Source organism: Microbacterium sp. NPDC055502 (assembly GCF_053643635.1).
Genome location: NZ_JBSHKJ010000002.1, coordinates 1,002,326 through 1,019,104, shown reverse-complemented (window position 1 = coordinate 1,019,104; position 16,779 = coordinate 1,002,326). Strand labels below are relative to the sequence as shown.

The window sequence follows — 16,779 nt, the reverse complement described above, 5'->3', positions numbered from 1 at the left end:
GCGCCCCCGCACGCCAACGAAGAACGGCCACCCTCGAAGAGGATGGCCGTTTCGTCGTTCGTGCGTGTGTCAGCTCTGCGGACCGCTCTCCGGGACGGGGATCCGTCCGGTGCGGATGATGCGGTCGAGCAGCTGATCGAAGTCGGCCGCAAGCTCCTGTGCGGAGTCGCCCGGCCAGATGTGCAGCGGCTTCGCCGCGCCCTGCGCCTGCTGCAGCGACGTGCGCTCGGGCAGCTGGGGGGAGAGCACGAGGGGACCGAACATGTCGCGCAGCTCCTTGATGCGGAACTGGTGCTCGATGGACTGCGGGCGCACGCGATTCACCACGATGCCGAGCGGCTGGAGGCGAGGCGACAGGCCGCGACGGATCTCTTCGATGGCGCGCAGCGCGCGGTCGGCCGCCGCCACGGAGAAGAGCCCGGGCTCGGTCACCACCATCACGCGGTCGCTCGCCGCCCACGCGGTGCGGGTCAGCGCGTTCAGCGACGGGGCGCAGTCGATGAGCACGAGGTCGTAGTCGGCCTCCACGGCCGCCAGCGCCTCCTCGAGCTTCCAGACGTCGCGGACGCTCGGGTGCGGTCCGTCGAAGTTGATGGCGGACGGGCTGCCGATCAGCACGTCGATGGTCCCGGGGTGGACCTTGGCCCAGCCGCTGGAGGTGATCGCCTGACGGACGGTCTTCTCCTTCGGGTTGGCCAGGACGTCGGCGACGTTGAGTCGCCCGGCGACCTGGATGTCCATCCCGGTGGAGACGTCGGACTGCGGATCGAGGTCGACGACGAGCGTCCGGACGCCCCGAGCGAAAGCCGCGGAGGCCAGCCCGAGTGTCACGGTCGTCTTGCCGACGCCCCCCTTGAGAGAGCTGACGCTGAGTACGTGCACGGACACCACGTTACCTTCCCCTAGGCTGGGGGAACACTCAGCCCCGCCCATGCGCGTGCGTCGACGCCGCGCATCGAGCTCTCAGAGGTGTGCATGTTCCAGAAGATCCTTGTGGCGAATCGCGGCGAGATCGCGATCCGGGCATTCCGAGCGGCAGTGGAGGTCGGGGCCCGCACCGTCGCGGTCTTCCCTCATGAAGATCGCGGTTCGGTGCACCGGCTGAAGGCCGACGAGGCGTACGAGATCGGTGAACGCGGCCACCCCGTCCGTGCGTACCTGGACGTCGACGAGATCATCCGCGTCGCCCGCGAGTCGGGCGCCGACGCGATCTACCCCGGCTACGGCTTCCTGTCCGAGAACCCGGAGCTGGCGGAGAAGGCTGCCGCGAACGGCATCGTCTTCATCGGGCCGCCCGCGAAGGTCCTGGAGATGGCGGGCAACAAGGTCGAGGCCAAGCGCCACGCGATCGAGGCCGGGGTGCCGGTGCTCCGATCGACCGAGGCCTCCGACGACGTCGACGCCCTGGTGGCGCAGGCGGAGGACATCGGGTTCCCGCTGTTCGCCAAGGCGGTCGCGGGTGGCGGCGGTCGTGGCATGCGGCGCGTCGAGACCCTGGGTGACCTCGCTCCGGCGCTGGCCGAGGCGATGCGCGAGGCCGGCAGTGCCTTCGGCGACCCCCGCATGTTCCTGGAGCAGGCCGTCGTGCGGCCACGCCACATCGAGGTGCAGATCCTGGCGGACAAGACGGGCGAGACCGTGCATCTGTTCGAGCGCGACTGCTCGGTGCAGCGACGCCATCAGAAGGTCGTCGAGATCGCCCCCGCGCCGAACCTCGACGACGACGTCCGGCACGCTCTGCACGGGTACGCCGTGGCCTTCGCACGCTCGATCGGCTATGAGAACGCCGGCACGGTGGAGTTCCTTCTGGAGACCGCGGGGGAGCGGGCCGGGGAGGTCGTGTTCATCGAGATGAACCCGCGCATCCAGGTCGAGCACACCGTGACGGAGGAGGTCACCGACGTCGACCTCGTGCAGAGCCAGCTGCGCATCGCCGCCGGCCAGACCCTGGCCGAGCTCGGTCTGCAACAGGAGAACCTGCACCTGCGCGGTGCGGCGCTCCAGTGCCGCATCACGACGGAGGACCCGACGCAGGGCTTCCGTCCCGACACCGGGAAGATCACCACCTACCGTTCGCCCGGTGGTGCGGGGATCCGGCTCGACGGGGGAACCGTGCACCAGGGCGCGCAGATCAGTCCGCACTTCGACTCGATGCTGGCGAAGCTCACCTGCCGCGGCCGCGACTTCCCCGCGGCGGTGGCCCGTGCCCGTCGCGCGCTCGCGGAGTTCCGCATCCGCGGGGTGTCGACCAACATCCCGTTCCTGCAGGCGCTGCTCGACGACGCCGCGTTCGTGCGTGGCGACGTCAGTACCTCCTTCATCGACGAGCGCCCCGAGCTCCTGCGCGGACGCGTGTCGAAGGACCGTGGCACCAAGATCCTCAACTGGCTCGTCGACGTCACGGTCAACAAGCCGCACGGCGCGCATCCCGGGGTCGTCGACCCGGTGACGAAGCTCCCCGTGATCGACCTCGCCGCGACGCCGCCGTCCGGGTCGAGACAGCGTCTGCTCGACCTCGGCCCCGAGGGGTTCGCCCGCAGCCTCCGTGACCAGACGGCACTCGCGATCACCGACACCACCTTCCGTGATGCGCACCAGTCGCTGCTGGCCACCCGGGTGCGCACGAAGGACCTCGTCGCCGCGGCGCCCTACCTCGCCCGGCTCACGCCCGAGCTGCTGTCGGTCGAGGCCTGGGGCGGTGCGACCTACGACGTCGCGCTGCGGTTCCTCGGCGAAGACCCGTGGGAGCGGCTCGACAAGCTGCGTGCCGCCCTGCCCAACGTGGCGATCCAGATGCTGTTGCGAGGACGCAACACGGTCGGCTACACCCCGTACCCGACCGCGGTGACACAGGCGTTCGTGGCGGAGGCGGCGGCGAGCGGCGTCGACATCTTCCGCATCTTCGACGCCCTGAACGACGTCGAGCAGATGCGTCCGGCGATCGAGGCGGTACGCAGCACGGGCACGGCCGTCGCGGAGGTCGCGCTGTGCTACACCGGCGACCTGCTCGACCCGGCGGAGGAGCTCTACACCCTCGACTACTACCTCGGCCTGGCGGATCAGATCGTCGCCGCGGGTGCCCACATCCTCGCGATCAAGGACATGGCGGGCCTGCTGCGACCGGCGGCCGCGGCGAAGCTCGTGACGGCGCTGCGCGATCGGTTCGACCTCCCCGTGCACCTGCACACCCACGACACCCCGGGCGGGCAGCTGGCGACGCTCCTCGCGGCCAGCGCGGCGGGCGTCGATGCGGTCGATGCGGCTTCCGCACCGCTGTCGGGAACCACGAGCCAGCCGTCGCTGTCGTCGCTGGTGGCCGCGCTCGCGCACACCGAGCGCGACAGCGGGCTGTCGCTCGCGGCGGTGTCCGACCTCGAGCCGTACTGGGAGGCCGTGCGGCGGCAGTATGCGCCGTTCGAGTCCGGGCTGCCGGGACCCACGGGGCGGGTCTACCACCACGAGATCCCGGGCGGTCAGCTGTCGAACCTGCGACAGCAGGCGAAGGCTCTGGGGCTGGCGGACGACTTCGAGCTCATCGAGGACATGTACGCCGCCGCCGACCGGATCCTCGGACGCGTGCCGAAGGTGACCCCCTCCTCGAAGGTCGTCGGAGATCTCGCTCTGCATCTCGCCGCGGTGAAGGCCGATCCCGCCGACTTCGAAGCGAACCCGGAGAAGTACGACGTGCCGGACTCCGTCGTCGGCTTCATGGCAGGCGAGCTCGGTGACCTGCCGGGCGGGTGGCCCGAGCCGTTCCGTTCCAAGGTGCTCGCCGGGCGATCGGTGCGTGCGGGGCTGACGGCCCTCACCGCCGAGGACGAGGCGGATCTCGCCGGATCGAGCGAGCAGCGCCGTTCGCGACTGAACACGCTGCTGTTCCCGGCGCCGACCGCCGAATTCCGTGAGCGCCGCGAGCTGTTCGGCGATCTGTCCGTGCTCGACACGAGCGACTACCTCTACGGGCTCGTTCCCGGACAGGAGCACCTGATCGAGATCGACCGCGGTGTGCAACTGTACGTCGGGCTCGAGGCGATCGGCGACGCCGACGACAGAGGCATGCGCACCGTGATGACGACGCTGAACGGTCAGCTCCGTCCGGTGTTCGTCCGCGACCGCTCCGTGGCGGTCGACGCGCACGAGGTGGAGAAGGCCGACACGTCCGTCCCCGGTCAGGTCGCGGCGCCGTTCTCCGGAGTGGTCACGCTCAAGGTCGAGGTCGGTGCGGCCGTCAGGGCCGGGGAACCGGTGGCATCGATCGAGGCGATGAAGATGGAGGCGGCCATCACCGCCCCCGTCGACGGCGTGATCGAGCGGCTTGCCATCGCCGAGACCCAGCAGGTCGACGCGGGTGATCTTTTGGTCGTCATCCGTCCGTCGCACTAATCTTGTGCGGGCGAGGCCGCGCACTGCGTTGCGCACCCGAGGCCCCGCACAGGCTTGGAGTGACACGTGACCACGAAGAAGACAGGCGACCCCGACGAGAATCCGCTGGGGGTGCTGGACGACACCGGGTCGATCGACACGGCGGGCATCGGCATCCTCGGCGGGACCGCCCAGGTGCGGGTGACGCTGCCGATCGAGGAGGACGACGACCTCGTCGATGACGGTGTCGTGGACGGCGAGGTGGTGGGCGACCTCATCATCGACGACGTCGCGGTCGAGGGCGCCCCTGTCCCGATCGCCGCTGCGGCGATCACGATCAGCTCGACGCCCGTGACTCCGCCGGTGGAAGAGGCGACGACGGCATCGCCGGTGTCGTCCGATACGCCGCCGCCCGCCCCGGCGCCGGAGAAGCCGATCGTGAAAGCCGCGATCGACGAGGGGGCTCAGCGACCCGCCGGGTCCGAGACCGATGCGGTGCGGGAGGCGATCGTGCTCGACGACTCGTCTGCGGGCGACGAGCCCGGCTCGGACGACGTCTCCTCCCCGCACGCCGAGGAGGAGGCGGCCGCCGCCCGCTTCCTCGCGAAGGCTGGTGCGGATGCGGGGGCTGCTGCCTCTTCATCCTCCGTCTCGCCAGGTCCATCGCCCCGGAAGGAGCCACGGATGTCCACGTCCGACAGCCGATCCGTCACCCCGTCGCCGGTGCAGCCCGCACCCGCCGCCGAGGTCACCCTCGCCTCGAAGCGCCTCGGGGAGCTCAGCGAGTCCGCGCGTGAGTCCGCCGATCTGCTGACGGCCGACCGTCTGCTCGACCCGCACCACGTCACCAAGCCCGAGCCGGAGGGCGGCTGGAGCCACTTCCTCTATACGGTGTCCGGTCGACGGATCAACATCGGTGACAGCCGACGGGCCCGCGAACGCAAGGCGCTCACGGCGCGCATCGGCGCGCCGCTGACGGGCGGTGCGCGCTTCATCCCCGTGCTGTCCCGCAAGGGCGGCGTGGGCAAGACCACCATCACCGCGCTTCTCGGTATGGCTCTCGCCGATGCCCGTGAGGACCGCGTGATCGCCGTGGACGCGAACCCGGATCGCGGCACCCTCGCCGACCGGGTCGTCCGTCCGCAGCACGGCAAGTCCGTGCGCGATCTCGTCCGTATCCGTGACGAGGTGCGCGGCTACCACGACATCTCCGCGATCGTGGCTCGTGACGCGACCAGGCTCGACGTGCTCGCGTCCGACGCCGACCCGCACGTGGCCGAGGCCTTCAGCGACACCGACTACCGCGATGTCGCCGCGGTCGCCGCGCACTACTACTCGCTCGTCCTCACCGACACCGGCACCGGCATCGTGCACTCGGTGATGTCGGCCACGCTCGATCTCGCCGATCAGCTCGTGATCGTGTCGGGTCTCAGCGTCGACGAGGCACGCCTCGCGTCCGAGACGCTCACGTGGCTGGAGACCAACGGCTACACCGAGCAGGCGCGCAACGCGATCGTGGTGCTCAACCAGTCCACGCCGGGCAGCCCGCTCGTGCGCCTCAACGAGCTGCAGGCCCACTTCGCCACCCGGGTGCGCAGCGTGGTGCGGGTCCCGTACGACCCGCAGATCGCGGGCGGAGGGAGCATCGTGTTCGCGAACCTGCAGCCGGAGACCCGTACGGCCGCGCGGGAGCTCGCCGCCCTGCTCGTCGAGGGCCTGCGGGCGAAGGCCGCCTGATGGCCGTCCGCGAGATCCGCATCTTCGGCGACCCGGTCCTGCGAACGGTGTGCGCTCCGATCGATGAGATCGACGACGGCGTCCGCGCCCTGGTGGCCGACCTCGTCGACACGGTCGCGCTCCCCGGACGGGCCGGTGTGGCCGCGAACCAGATCGGCGTCGCCGTCCGGGCGTTCAGCTACAACATCGACGGCGACATCGGCTACGTCCTCAATCCCGTGCTGACCGAGGTCCGCGGGGAACCCCAGCCCACGGGGGAGGGGTGCCTGTCCGTGCCGGGCTTGTGGCACGACGCGCAGCGCCATCCGTGGGCCAGGGTCGAGGGCATCGATCTCGACGGGCAGCCTGTGGTGCTCGAGGGCGAAGGGCTGTTGGCCCAGGCGCTCCAGCACGAGACGGACCACCTCGACGGCAAGCTCTTCCTCACCCGGCTCGACCCGGAGACGCGCAAGGTCGCGATGCGGCAGGTGCGCGAGAGCTCCTGGTTCTAGCCGCATGAAGAAGGGCCCCGCCGCGGCGGGGCCCTTCTGCGACTGAGGTGCCGCTCAGCCGCCGATGGCGACGTTGGTGGTGGCGACCGGCTCGTCGTAGATCGCGGAGATCTCGTCGGCGAAGTCGTTCATGATGACGTTGCGCTTGATGGAGAGCTTCGGGGTGAGGTGGCCGGAAGCCTCCGTCCACTCCGAGTCGAGGATCGTGAACTTGCGGATCGACTCGGCCCGCGAGACCCGCTGGTTGGCCGCGTCCACCGCGCGCTGCACCTCGGCGCGCACCGCCGGGTTGGTGGAGGCGTCGGCGAGCGACATCTTCTCGTCCAGTCCGTTGTTGGCGAGCCAGGTGGGCAGCATCTCGGGGTCGAGGGTCACGAGCGCGGAGATGAACGGGCGCTGATCGCCGACGACGACCACCTGGCCGACGATCGGGTTCGCGCGGATGGGATCCTCGAGTGCGGCGGGTGCGACGTTCTTGCCGCCGGCGGTGACGATGATCTCCTTCTTCCGGCCGGTGATGGTGAGGAAGCCCTCGGAGTCGAAGCTGCCGATGTCGCCGGTGTGGAACCAGCCGCCCTCGCTGAAGGCTTCGGCGGTGGCCTCGGGGTTGTTCCAGTACTCCTTGAAGACGTTGATGCCGCGGACCTCGATCTCGCCGTCGTCCGCGAGCCGGATGCCAACGCCGGGAAGGGCGGGGCCGACGGTGCCGATCTTGGACTTGTCCGCGAGGTTCACGGTGGCCGGTGCCGTGGTCTCGGTGAGGCCGTAGCCCTCGAGGATGACGACGCCGAGGCTGTGGAAGAAGTGGCCGAGGCGGGCGCCGAGGGGAGCCGAGCCCGACACCGCGTAGACCACGTTGCCGCCCATGGCCTCGCGCAGCTTGCTGTAGACCAGCTTGTTGAAGAGCGCGAACTTGAGCTTCATGCCGAACGGGATCTTTTTGCCCTCTTCGAGGAGGCGCGAGTGCTCGATCGCGACGTCGGCGGCTGCGCGGAAGATCTTGCCCTTGCCGCCCGCTTCGGCCTTCTGCTCCGCCGAGTTGTAGACCTTCTCGAACACGCGCGGGACGGCGAGGAGGAACGTGGGCTTGAACGAGCCGAGTGCCGGCAGCAGCTGGCGCGTGTCCGGCTGATGACCCGTGCGCACGCCGGCGTGGATGTTGAGGATCGAGATGAAGCGTGCGAACACGTGCGCGGTGGTGATGAACAGCAGCGTGGAGGAGCCGGGCGTCTGCACGACCTCGTCGAGCGCCTTCGCGGCGTTGCGGGACAGCTCGACGAAGTTGCTGTGGGTGAGCACACACCCCTTGGGGCGCCCGGTCGAGCCGGAGGTGTAGATGAGGGTGGCGATGTCCGAGGCGACGGCGAGGTTGCGGCGGCGGTCGATCTCCTCGTCGGAGACGGACGCTCCCTGCGCGGTGAGGGTGTCGATCGCGCCGAGGTGCAGCTGCCAGACCTCGCGCAGCAGGGGGAGGTCGCTGCGCACCTCGTCGACGCGTGCGAAGTGCTCGGGAGACTCGACGATGAGCGCGATCGCACCGGAGTCCTCCAGGATCCACTGGATCTGGGAGGGGGAGCTGGTCTCGTAGATGGGGACCATCACCGCGCCCGCGTAGAACAGGGCGAAGTCGACCAGCGTCCACTCGTAGGTCGTCCTGGCGAGGAAGCCGACCTTCTCGCCGGGCTGGATGCCGGCGGCCGCGAAGCCCTTCGCCAGGGCGATGACCGCGGTCTGGAAGTCGGCGGCGGAGATGTCGCGCCACCCGTCGCCCTGGGGGACGGAGAAGAGGGGGCGGTCGGGCGTGGCGCGCACGCGCTCCGCGAGAAGGTCGGCGACGTTCGCGTCGGGATCGGCGGGGACGATCGCGGGGACTTCAAACTGGACCACGGCAGCTCCTTCGGTACCGGTCGGGCACGGGCGTTGGTCCGAGTCTAGGGCATGGCACCCGGTCGCGTTCAGGGTGAAACTGAGTCGCGTACGGCCCGTGCGAGCGGGGCTGGGGCGGACACCGGAGCGGCGCTAGACTTCACCTCGATGTTCTACTGGCTGATGAAGTACGTCGTGATCGGCCCCGTGGTCAAGGCGGTGTTCCGCCCCTGGATCGTGGGCCGGAAGAACGTGCCCGCGAGCGGTGCGGCGATCCTCGCCAGCAACCACCTCTCGTTCGCCGACTCCATCTTCCTTCCCCTCGTGATCGATCGGCCGATGTCGTTCCTCGCCAAGAGCGACTACTTCACCGGTCGCGGCCTCAAGGGCTGGTCGACGAAGTTCTTCATGAAGGCGACAGGACAGCTGCCCATCGACCGCTCGGGCGGCAAGGCCTCGGAGGCTTCGCTCAACACGGGACTGCAGGTGCTCGGCGGCGGCGAGCTGCTCGGCATCTATCCGGAGGGGACGCGCAGCCCCGACGGCAAGCTCTACCGCGGACGCACCGGCATCGCGCGGATGGCGCTCGAGGCGAAGGTCCCCGTGGTCCCCGTGATCATGGTCGACACCGACACCGCGATGCCGATCGGTCGACGCATTCCCCGCATCATGCGGGTCGGGATCGTGATCGGCGAGCCCCTCGACTTCTCTCGCTACGCGGGCATGGAGAACGACCGCTACATCCTGCGCTCCGTCACCGACGAGATCATGGTGGCGCTGCAGCGACTGGGTCAGCAGGAGTACGAAGACGTCTACGCCTCGACCGTGAAGGACCGCCTGCCCACCCGCGTCACATAGCCTCCGCAGCGCATCTCGGCACCGTCGCCGACCAGTAGGCTTGACGCATGCTCCCGCACCACATCGATGCCCTTGATGCCTGGCGCTCGCTTCCCATCAAGCAGCAGCCGCAGTGGCCGGACGCCGACCGCGTCGCCGACGTCTCCCGGCAGATCGCCGCTCTCCCTCCGCTGGTCTTCGCGGGCGAGGTCGACAATCTTCGCGACCGCCTCGCGCGTGCCGCCTCCGGCCAGGCTTTCCTGCTCCAGGGCGGCGACTGCGCCGAGACCTTCGCGGGTGCGACCGCGGAGCAGATCCGCAACCGCATCAAGACGGTGCTGCAGATGGCGGTGGTGCTCACCTACGGGGCGTCGATGCCGATCGTGAAGATGGGGCGCATGGCCGGGCAGTTCGCCAAGCCGCGCTCGAGCGACACCGAGACCCGTGGCGAGGTCACCCTGCCGGCGTACCGTGGCGACATCGTCAACGGCTACGACTTCACGGAGGGCTCGCGCCAGGCCGACCCCGGTCGTCTGCTGCAGGGCTACCACACGGCCGCGTCGACGCTGAACCTGATCCGCGCGTTCACGCAGGGTGGTTTCGCCGATCTGCGCGAGGTGCACTCGTGGAACAAGGGGTTCGCGCAGAACCCGGCCAACCAGCGCTACGAGCGCATGGCCGCCGAGATCGACCGGGCCATCAAGTTCATGGAGGCTGCGGGCGCCGACTTCGACGAGCTGAAGCGCGTCGAGTTCTTCACCGGCCACGAGGGCCTCCTGATGGATTACGAGCGGCCGATGACGCGCATCGACTCGCGCACGGACACCCCATACAACACGTCCGCCCACTTCCTGTGGATCGGTGAGCGCACGCGCGAGCTCGACGGCGCGCACGTCGACTACTTCTCGAAGATCCGCAACCCGATCGGCGTCAAGCTCGGCCCGACGACGACGCCGGAGACGGCTCTCGCGCTGATCGACAAGCTCGACCCCGAGCGCGAGCCCGGACGACTGACCTTCATCACGCGCATGGGTGCCGGCAAGATCCGCGATGCGCTGCCTCCGCTGCTCGAGGCGGTCCGCGAGTCGGGCGCGCAGCCGCTGTGGGTCACCGACCCCATGCACGGCAACGGCATCACGACGCCCACGGGATACAAGACGCGGCGCTTCGATGACGTGGTCGACGAGGTGCGCGGCTTCTTCGAGGCGCACCGCTCCGTGGGCACGTTCCCGGGCGGCATCCACGTCGAGCTCACGGGCGACGACGTGACCGAGTGCCTCGGCGGCTCGGAGCAGATCGACGAGGCCGCCCTCGCGACGCGCTACGAGAGCCTGTGCGACCCGCGCCTGAACCACATGCAGTCCCTGGAGCTGGCGTTCCTCGTGGCCGAGGAGCTCGAGAAGCGCTGACGCCGCGGACACTGCATGACGAAGGGGCCGGAACATCGTTCCGGCCCCTTCGTCATACGCCGACTCAGCCGGCGAAGCCCATCGTGAGCGTGATCGTCGCGCCCTTCCGCTGCGGGTCCGTCGGACTGTAGGACTCGACGCGCGTGTTCTGATTGGCCAGCAGATCCCACACCGAGTCCGGGAGACCGGTGCCGCTCGTGTACGCCCACTTGAAGCCGGCGTCACGCAGTGCCTTGGTCGCCTCGTCGCGGGACAGCCCTGACACGTCGGGGACGTCGAACAGCGGCGGACCCTGGGAGACGATGAGCTGCACGGTCTCGCCCGGACGCCAGGACCCCTCCTCGCCACGCTCGGCGATACCGATGACGCGGTCCTTCCCGATCGTGTCGCTGGGCTGGTACTGGCTCTCGGCGTTGACCTTGAGGCCCTTGCTGGTGAGGGCGTCGGTCGCCTGGCTCACGGTCATATCGCTCACATCCGGCACGGGGCCGCGCGAGATCTGGATGGTGGCGGTGTCCTTCTCGAAGACCGTGCAGCCCTCGTCGCAGCCGTAGGCGTCGCCACCCGCGCGGGGGGTGATGCGCACGTTGATGACCGAGCCGTCGGCGACGTCGGTGAAGTACTCCTCGTCGTCGGTGATCTCCAGGTTCGCCCTCTCCAGGGCCGCGCGCACCTCGTCGGCAGGCACCCCGGCCACGGCGGCGATGTCGTGCGACGCGGGTCCGGCGGAGACGACGACCGCGACCGTCGCCCCCTTGTCGAGGCGTGAGCCCTCGCCCGGATCGGTCTCGATCACGGTGCCCTTGTCGACATCGACCGAGAACTCGTCGCGCTGCGTCGGCACGAATCCGGCATCGGTGAGCTCGGCGGCGGCCTGGTCGTACGTCTGACCCGCGACGGCGGGTACGGCGATGAGCGAGCCGGGGCCGGAGCCGAACCACCAGCCGACGCCGCCGGCGAGCACGGCCAGCAGCAGCACGAGGGACAGGAGGAAGGCTCCGCGGGCGCGGCGCTTGGACGCACGGCGCCGCAGGATCGTGGCGTTGTCGACCGTGCCGGCGGTGGGCGCGACAGCGTCGGGGATCACCATCGTGCCCGGCATCACCTTGGTCAGGTCGCCCGAGTCGGCGGCGCTCTGCGGGGGAACGGTCGCTCTGGTCACCGCGGGGGAGATGCCGAGCTCGCGCTCGATGTCGCGAAGGCGCTCGAGCATCTGCTGCGCATCGTCCGGTCGCTCGTCCGGTGACTTCTCGGTCGCCCACAGCACGAGCTCGTCCAGCTGCTCGGGAACGGCGGGGTTGCGCACGCTGGGGCGCGGCACCGACTCCGTGGCGTGCTGGAACGCGATCTGCATCGGCTGCTCGCCCTTGTAGGGCTGCTCGCCCACGAGCATCTCGTACAGCATGATGCCGAGCGCATAGATGTCGCTGCGTGCGTCGGCCGTTCCGCGGGTGACGAGCTCCGGCGCGAGGTAGGCGATGGTGCCGAGGAGCTGCTGTCCGGTCGCGGTGTTCGCGGTCGTCGCGCGGGCCAGTCCGAAGTCGCCGATCTTGATGCGGCCGTCCTCGGCGAGCAGCACGTTCTCGGGCTTCACGTCGCGGTGCACGATCCCGGCACGGTGCGCCGCGGAGAGCCCGGCGAGCACGGCGTCCATGATCGTGATGGTCTGCGCGACCGTGAGGCGTTTCTGCTCCCGGAGGAGTTCGCGCAGGGTGATGCCGGGCAGGTACTCCATCACCAGGTAGGCGAGCTCGCCGTCCTGGCCCTGGTCGAAGACGTTCACGACGTGCGGATCGGCCAGTCGTGCCGCGGCGCGCGCCTCTTGGATGAAGCGGCTCTGGAACGCGGAGTCGTCGCTGAGGTGCGCGTGCATGACCTTGAGGGCGATGCGGCGTTCGAGGCGGAGGTCCGTGGCGACGTATACCGTGGCCATCCCGCCGCGCGCGATTCGAGCTCGGACTCGGTACCGACCGTCGACGAGCCGCCCGATGAGGGGGTCGGCCTGCTGATTGGTCGTCACGTCAGAATTCTAGGGAGGATTGCCTGAAAGCCCCGGGAGCGCCTCACCCCTGGACCCCGTATTCCCCGGACATCTCAGCCGTACAGCGCGAGCCAGGCGTAGGCCTGAGTCTCCCACTGCCCGTACTTGTCGGGGTAGGCGGAGATCTGCACGGCCTGCGCTGCCGCGGTGAACGACAGGCTCTCCCACCCGGGGATGTCGAGCAGGCCTCGGGTGACCGTGCCGTTCGGATCGCTCGGGCCGCCATAGAACACGCGGGTGCTGCGGTCGGCGTCCATGATCTGCTCCGGCGTGCCCCACCCGGTGCTCGGGCGCTGCTGGAAGATGCCGAGCGAATCCCGGTCGCCCCAGTCCAGGTTGCGCAGCCCGGACTCGACCATGCCGGTCGCGAGCGCCGTCGCGATGGCGCGATCGGACACGCCGAGCTCGCGACCGATGCGGATGATGAGGGCGGCGGTGCCGGCCTGCTCCGCGGTGAGAGCGGCGCTGAGCTGACCTCCCGGTGCGGGAGCGGCCGCCGGGGCTGTGGCCGGCGCAGGAGCGGCGGCCGCCTGCACGGCGATCGTCTGCCCGGGGTAGATGATCGACGACGGCCCGAGACCGTTCAGTGCGAAGAGAGCCTGCGTCGTCGTGCCGTAGGACTGGGCGATCCCGTACAGCGTGTCACCGGCAGCGACCGTGTGCGTCGTCGCCGCGGGAGCGGGCGCCGGAGCCGGAGCCGGAGCGGGTGCCGCGGCGGGCGCAGCCGCGGGCGCGCCGATGGCGAGGCTCTGCCCCGGGTAGATGATCGAGGCGCGGGTGAGCCCGTTCGCGGACAGGACCGCATCGACGCTCGTGCCGTAGCGCTGCGCGATGGCGTAGACCGTGTCTCCCGCGACGACGGCGTGCACGGTGGTGGCGGCCGGTGCGGGCGCCGGTGCCGGAGCAGGCGCCGGAGCAGCGGCAGGATGGAGCACGAGCGTCTGCCCCGGGTAGATCACGGAGCGCCAGGACAGGCCGTTCCAGGTCAGGACATCGGCCGTGCGCAGCCCGAAGCGACCGGCGATCGCCGCCACGGTGTCGCCCGGCTGGACGACATAGGTCGCCGGCGCCACCTGGGCGGGCACGCCGCGCGGGGGAGCGGTGCGCTGCCGTTCGAGCGGCGCGACCGAGGCGTCGGTCACGGCGACGGCCGGCGCGGCTGTCAGCGTTGCGGCGAGAGCGCCGGCGATCGCGGCGGGCAGCCCCAGCTGCAGGGTTCGAGCGCGGCGAGCAGCGGTCTGAAGGTTCACGACGGGCCCCCTTTTCGAGCACTTCACGCTGACACGGATGTATAGAGATGTCAACAGAAGTGACACATGTGAACAGTGTGACGGGAGTGCTGAAATGCGTCAGGGACGCCGAGGTGAGATAGTGGGCATCGTGTCTGAGAACGTTGCCGCCTCACCCGAAGCCGCCCCCGTCGAGTGGTTGACGCTGCCCGACCTCGTCGAGGTCCTCGGTGAGCCGCTGGGACGCGTGCGCCGACTGATCGACGACCATCACCTGGTCGGATCGCGTCGTACCGGTGTCTTCGCCGTGCCGTCCGTGTTCATCGTCGACGGGCACCCGCTGAGTTCGCTGCGCGGCACGGTCATCGTGCTGCAGGATGCGGGCTTCAGCGATGACGAGCTCATCGACTGGCTTCTGGCGGAGGAGGAGAGCCTCGGCCGTTCGCCCATCGCGTCGCTGCTCGCCGGCCACAAGAGCGAGGTCCGCCGACTCGCGCGCACCCTGGCCTGAGCGGGCTTCAGGCAGAGCGCACCGTCGCGGCTCGCCCGAGGTCGCGGAGCTCGCCCACGGCGGCGTTGTCGAGCGGAGCTCCGGTCAGCGCCCTGTCCGCCTCGCGGGCGTAGGCGGAGATCATGTCTTCCACCCGTGCGAGCGCGCCGGAGTCCGCGATGGTCGACTGCAGAGCGGCCACCTGCTGCGTACTCAGCGCCGGGTCGCCGAGCAGCTCATCGAGGATGGTGCGTGCGGGCGCGTCGAGCGCCTCGCGGGTCAGCGCGACCAGAACCGTCCGCTTGCCCTCTCGCAGATCGTCGCCGGCCGGCTTGCCCGTCACGGTGCTGTCGCCGAAGACGCCCAGCACGTCGTCTCGGAGTTGGAACGCCATCCCGACCGGGTGACCGAAGCGTCGCAGCGCTGCGAGCTGCTCGTGGTCTGCGCCGGCGAAGGCGGCACCGAGGACGAGCGGCTGCTCGATGCTGTACCTGGCCGACTTGAGCGAGGCGATGCGCAACGCGCGTTCCGCGTGCTCCTCCGCCGGATTGACGCTCCAGGCGGACTCCTCTGCGATGTCCAGGAACTGGCCCGTGGTCACATCGCGTCGCATGCGGGCGTACTCCGCGCGCACGGCGCTCGCGTGCGGATGGCCGTCGAGGGCGGCTTCGAGCAGGTCGTCGCTCCACGCCACCAGGAGGTCGCCGAGCAGAACGGCCGCCGCGCGACCGAAAGCCTCCGCGTCTCCGCTCCAGCGGGCGCCGCGGTGCGACGCCTCGAGGGCGCGATGGGCCGCGGGGCGACCGCGCCTGGTGTCGGAATTGTCGATCAGGTCGTCGTGCACGAGGGCGGCGGATTGGAAGATCTCGAGGGCCGCGCACAGATCCCACAGGCGGTCGTCCTCGGTGGCCGTGCGCTCGTGGAAACGGGCGGCGGCACGCCACCCGGCATGACAGAAGCGGGCGCGCAGTCGCTTGCCACCCGCTAGCGTGCTCGCCGCCATGTCGAGGAACGCGCCCGCATCCGGCCCGTAGGCCGATGACTCCTCCCGCATGCGTGCGAGGAAGCCGTCCAGTCGGGCGGCGACGGCGTCGGGGACGGGAGAGGCTGACGGCACGACTCCCAGCATACGTAAAGGAAGGGAGGGGCCTGACGCTGGCCCCGGACGCCCGTCGAGCGTAGACTGGAGTGCACCATACCCGAGGGGGACGAGATGCCACTCTCCGAACAGGAGCAACGTCTGCTCGACGAGATGGAACGCCATCTCCTTCACAATGACGCCGATGTGGTGAGCGCGCCGTCCGGTGACCGCGCACTCAGCTATCGCAACCTCGTCTACGGGGCGCTCCTGCTGCTCGCGGGCGTCGGCGGTCTCGTCGTCGGTGTCATCCTCGGCGATGTCTGGGGTGTGGTCGTCGGGGTCATCGGGTTCGCGGCCATGCTTGCCGGCGTCATGCTCGCGGTCACCCCCGTGCGTCGCTCGGCGCCGGCCGAGCCGCGTCAGCGCTCGACCGCGAAGCGACAGGACTCCTCCTCCTTCATGGATCGCATGAACGATCGCTGGGATCGCCGCCAAGACGGACGGTGACCCGCCTCACCTTCTCTGAGAAGCCCGGATGCTCTGCATCCGGGCTTTTTCCGTGTGTGGACTCTTTCCTCCACCGGGCCTCCACGGCCCTCCACTGACGCTCCACCCCGCTCCACCGCGTAATCACGCGGTTCTCTGGCGCGCCCGGAGCCCTTCGGGCAGAATCTACGGGCATTCGTCATAGGAAAGTGGAGCAAAGTGGAGTAAAGTGGGGCGCACCTCGAGTTGGCCGGACGGAGAGGGGGTGAAGGCCGATGCTGCTGGGCACGCACTCACCGAAGCTGGACGACAAGGGACGGGTCATCCTTCCCGCGAAGTTCCGCGAGGACCTGGGTGGCGGCATCGTCGTCACCCGCGGTCAGGAGCGCTGCCTCTACGTCTTCAGCACGGCCGAGTTCGAGGCGATGCACGAGCGGATCCGTCAGGCGCCGCTCGCGAACAAGCAGGCACGTGACTTCATGCGCCTGTTCCTCTCCGGAGCAAGCGCGGAGATGCCCGACAGCCAGAACCGCATCACCATCCCCGCCCACCTGCGTCAGTACGCCGGTCTTCAGAAGGAGCTCATCGTGACCGGAGTCGGTGCTCACGCCGAGATCTGGGACGCCGAGAGCTGGAACGCCTACCTCGCCGCTGGTGAGGAGTCCTACGCCGAACTGGAGCAGGAGGTGATTCCGGGACTGTTCTGACCACGGCTGTGATGCCCCGCCGCTCCCGCCCCGACACACTTCC

At 69.7% G+C, this 16,779-nt stretch carries 13 protein-coding genes; 8 read left to right on the top strand and 5 right to left on the bottom strand.

Annotation, left to right across the window (positions count from 1 at the left end):
- Positions 1-69 precede the first annotated feature (69 nt).
- Positions 70-882 carry a ParA family protein gene (locus ACWH95_RS15945; protein WP_136031283.1) on the bottom strand — a complete coding sequence of 271 codons (813 nt, stop codon included), beginning with the start codon at positions 880-882 and terminating at the stop codon, positions 70-72.
- 93 nt (positions 883-975) lie between these two features.
- Between ACWH95_RS15945 and ACWH95_RS15940 the strand changes: the two genes are divergently transcribed.
- The 3 genes from ACWH95_RS15940 (at position 976) to def (ending at position 6,590) form a co-directional block, all read left to right on the top strand.
- Positions 976-4,383, top strand: coding sequence for a pyruvate carboxylase (locus tag ACWH95_RS15940; protein ID WP_136037277.1), 3,408 nt, complete (start codon positions 976-978; stop codon positions 4,381-4,383).
- A gap of 66 nt (positions 4,384-4,449) precedes the next feature.
- Complete coding sequence (locus ACWH95_RS15935; protein WP_454120959.1) at positions 4,450-6,099, top strand: MinD/ParA family ATP-binding protein; 1,650 nt, start codon at positions 4,450-4,452, stop codon at positions 6,097-6,099.
- The gene (def, locus tag ACWH95_RS15930) at positions 6,099-6,590 is read left to right on the top strand and encodes a peptide deformylase (RefSeq protein WP_136045638.1); all 492 of its coding nucleotides are present in this window, start codon (positions 6,099-6,101) and stop codon (positions 6,588-6,590) included. The genes ACWH95_RS15935 and def overlap by 1 nt, the downstream gene beginning before the upstream one ends.
- Positions 6,591-6,644: 54 nt before the next feature.
- On the opposite strand, the gene ACWH95_RS15925 is transcribed toward def, so the two are convergent.
- Entirely contained in the window at positions 6,645-8,477 is a 1,833-nt protein-coding gene (locus tag ACWH95_RS15925; protein WP_136031289.1) for an AMP-dependent synthetase/ligase, read from the bottom strand.
- A 147-nt stretch (positions 8,478-8,624) separates the two neighbouring features.
- Here ACWH95_RS15925 and ACWH95_RS15920 point away from each other — a divergent pair, with 147 nt between their 5' ends.
- Together ACWH95_RS15920 and ACWH95_RS15915 are read left to right on the top strand one after the other, a co-directional pair.
- Positions 8,625-9,314 carry a lysophospholipid acyltransferase family protein gene (locus ACWH95_RS15920; RefSeq protein WP_136037280.1) on the top strand — a complete coding sequence of 230 codons (690 nt, stop codon included), beginning with the start codon at positions 8,625-8,627 and terminating at the stop codon, positions 9,312-9,314.
- Positions 9,315-9,361: 47 nt separating this feature from the next.
- Positions 9,362-10,702: a class II 3-deoxy-7-phosphoheptulonate synthase gene (locus tag ACWH95_RS15915; RefSeq protein ID WP_136031294.1), complete on the top strand. Its 1,341-nt coding sequence runs from the start codon at positions 9,362-9,364 to the stop codon at positions 10,700-10,702.
- Between the two features lie 64 nt (positions 10,703-10,766).
- Here ACWH95_RS15915 and pknB read toward each other — a convergent pair whose 3' ends face one another.
- Together pknB and ACWH95_RS15905 are read right to left on the bottom strand one after the other, a co-directional pair.
- Complete coding sequence (pknB, locus tag ACWH95_RS15910) at positions 10,767-12,722, bottom strand: Stk1 family PASTA domain-containing Ser/Thr kinase (RefSeq protein WP_454120958.1); 1,956 nt, start codon at positions 12,720-12,722, stop codon at positions 10,767-10,769.
- Between the two features lie 74 nt (positions 12,723-12,796).
- Complete coding sequence (locus tag ACWH95_RS15905; protein ID WP_454120957.1) at positions 12,797-13,993, bottom strand: LysM peptidoglycan-binding domain-containing protein; 1,197 nt, start codon at positions 13,991-13,993, stop codon at positions 12,797-12,799.
- A gap of 121 nt (positions 13,994-14,114) precedes the next feature.
- On the opposite strand from ACWH95_RS15905, the gene ACWH95_RS15900 reads away from it, so the two are divergent.
- Positions 14,115-14,483, top strand: a complete 369-nt coding sequence (locus ACWH95_RS15900) for an Rv2175c family DNA-binding protein (protein WP_205812765.1) — start codon at positions 14,115-14,117, stop codon at positions 14,481-14,483.
- A gap of 7 nt (positions 14,484-14,490) precedes the next feature.
- Here the strand turns inward: ACWH95_RS15900 and ACWH95_RS15895 are convergent, their stop codons facing one another.
- Positions 14,491-15,579: a polyprenyl synthetase family protein gene (locus ACWH95_RS15895; protein WP_454120956.1), complete on the bottom strand. Its 1,089-nt coding sequence runs from the start codon at positions 15,577-15,579 to the stop codon at positions 14,491-14,493.
- A gap of 96 nt (positions 15,580-15,675) precedes the next feature.
- Here ACWH95_RS15895 and ACWH95_RS15890 point away from each other — a divergent pair, with 96 nt between their 5' ends.
- Together ACWH95_RS15890 and mraZ are read left to right on the top strand one after the other, a co-directional pair.
- The gene (locus ACWH95_RS15890) at positions 15,676-16,050 is read left to right on the top strand and encodes a DUF3040 domain-containing protein (protein ID WP_136031304.1); all 375 of its coding nucleotides are present in this window, start codon (positions 15,676-15,678) and stop codon (positions 16,048-16,050) included.
- Between the two features lie 254 nt (positions 16,051-16,304).
- Positions 16,305-16,736: a division/cell wall cluster transcriptional repressor MraZ gene (mraZ, locus tag ACWH95_RS15885; protein ID WP_136031306.1), complete on the top strand. Its 432-nt coding sequence runs from the start codon at positions 16,305-16,307 to the stop codon at positions 16,734-16,736.
- Positions 16,737-16,779: the final 43 nt, after the last annotated feature.

Bases quoted from the DNA above. Each gene is read 5' to 3' on its own strand.
- ACWH95_RS15940 (WP_136037277.1), top strand. From the start codon at position 976: ATGTTCCAGAAGATCCTTGTGGCGAATCGCGGCGAGATCGCGATCCGG.
- def (WP_136045638.1), top strand. From the start codon at position 6,099: ATGGCCGTCCGCGAGATCCGCATCTTCGGCGACCCGGTCCTGCGAACG.
- ACWH95_RS15920 (WP_136037280.1), top strand. From the start codon at position 8,625: ATGTTCTACTGGCTGATGAAGTACGTCGTGATCGGCCCCGTGGTCAAG.
- ACWH95_RS15915 (WP_136031294.1), top strand. From the start codon at position 9,362: ATGCTCCCGCACCACATCGATGCCCTTGATGCCTGGCGCTCGCTTCCC.
- ACWH95_RS15890 (WP_136031304.1), top strand. From the start codon at position 15,676: ATGCCACTCTCCGAACAGGAGCAACGTCTGCTCGACGAGATGGAACGC.
- mraZ (WP_136031306.1), top strand. From the start codon at position 16,305: ATGCTGCTGGGCACGCACTCACCGAAGCTGGACGACAAGGGACGGGTC.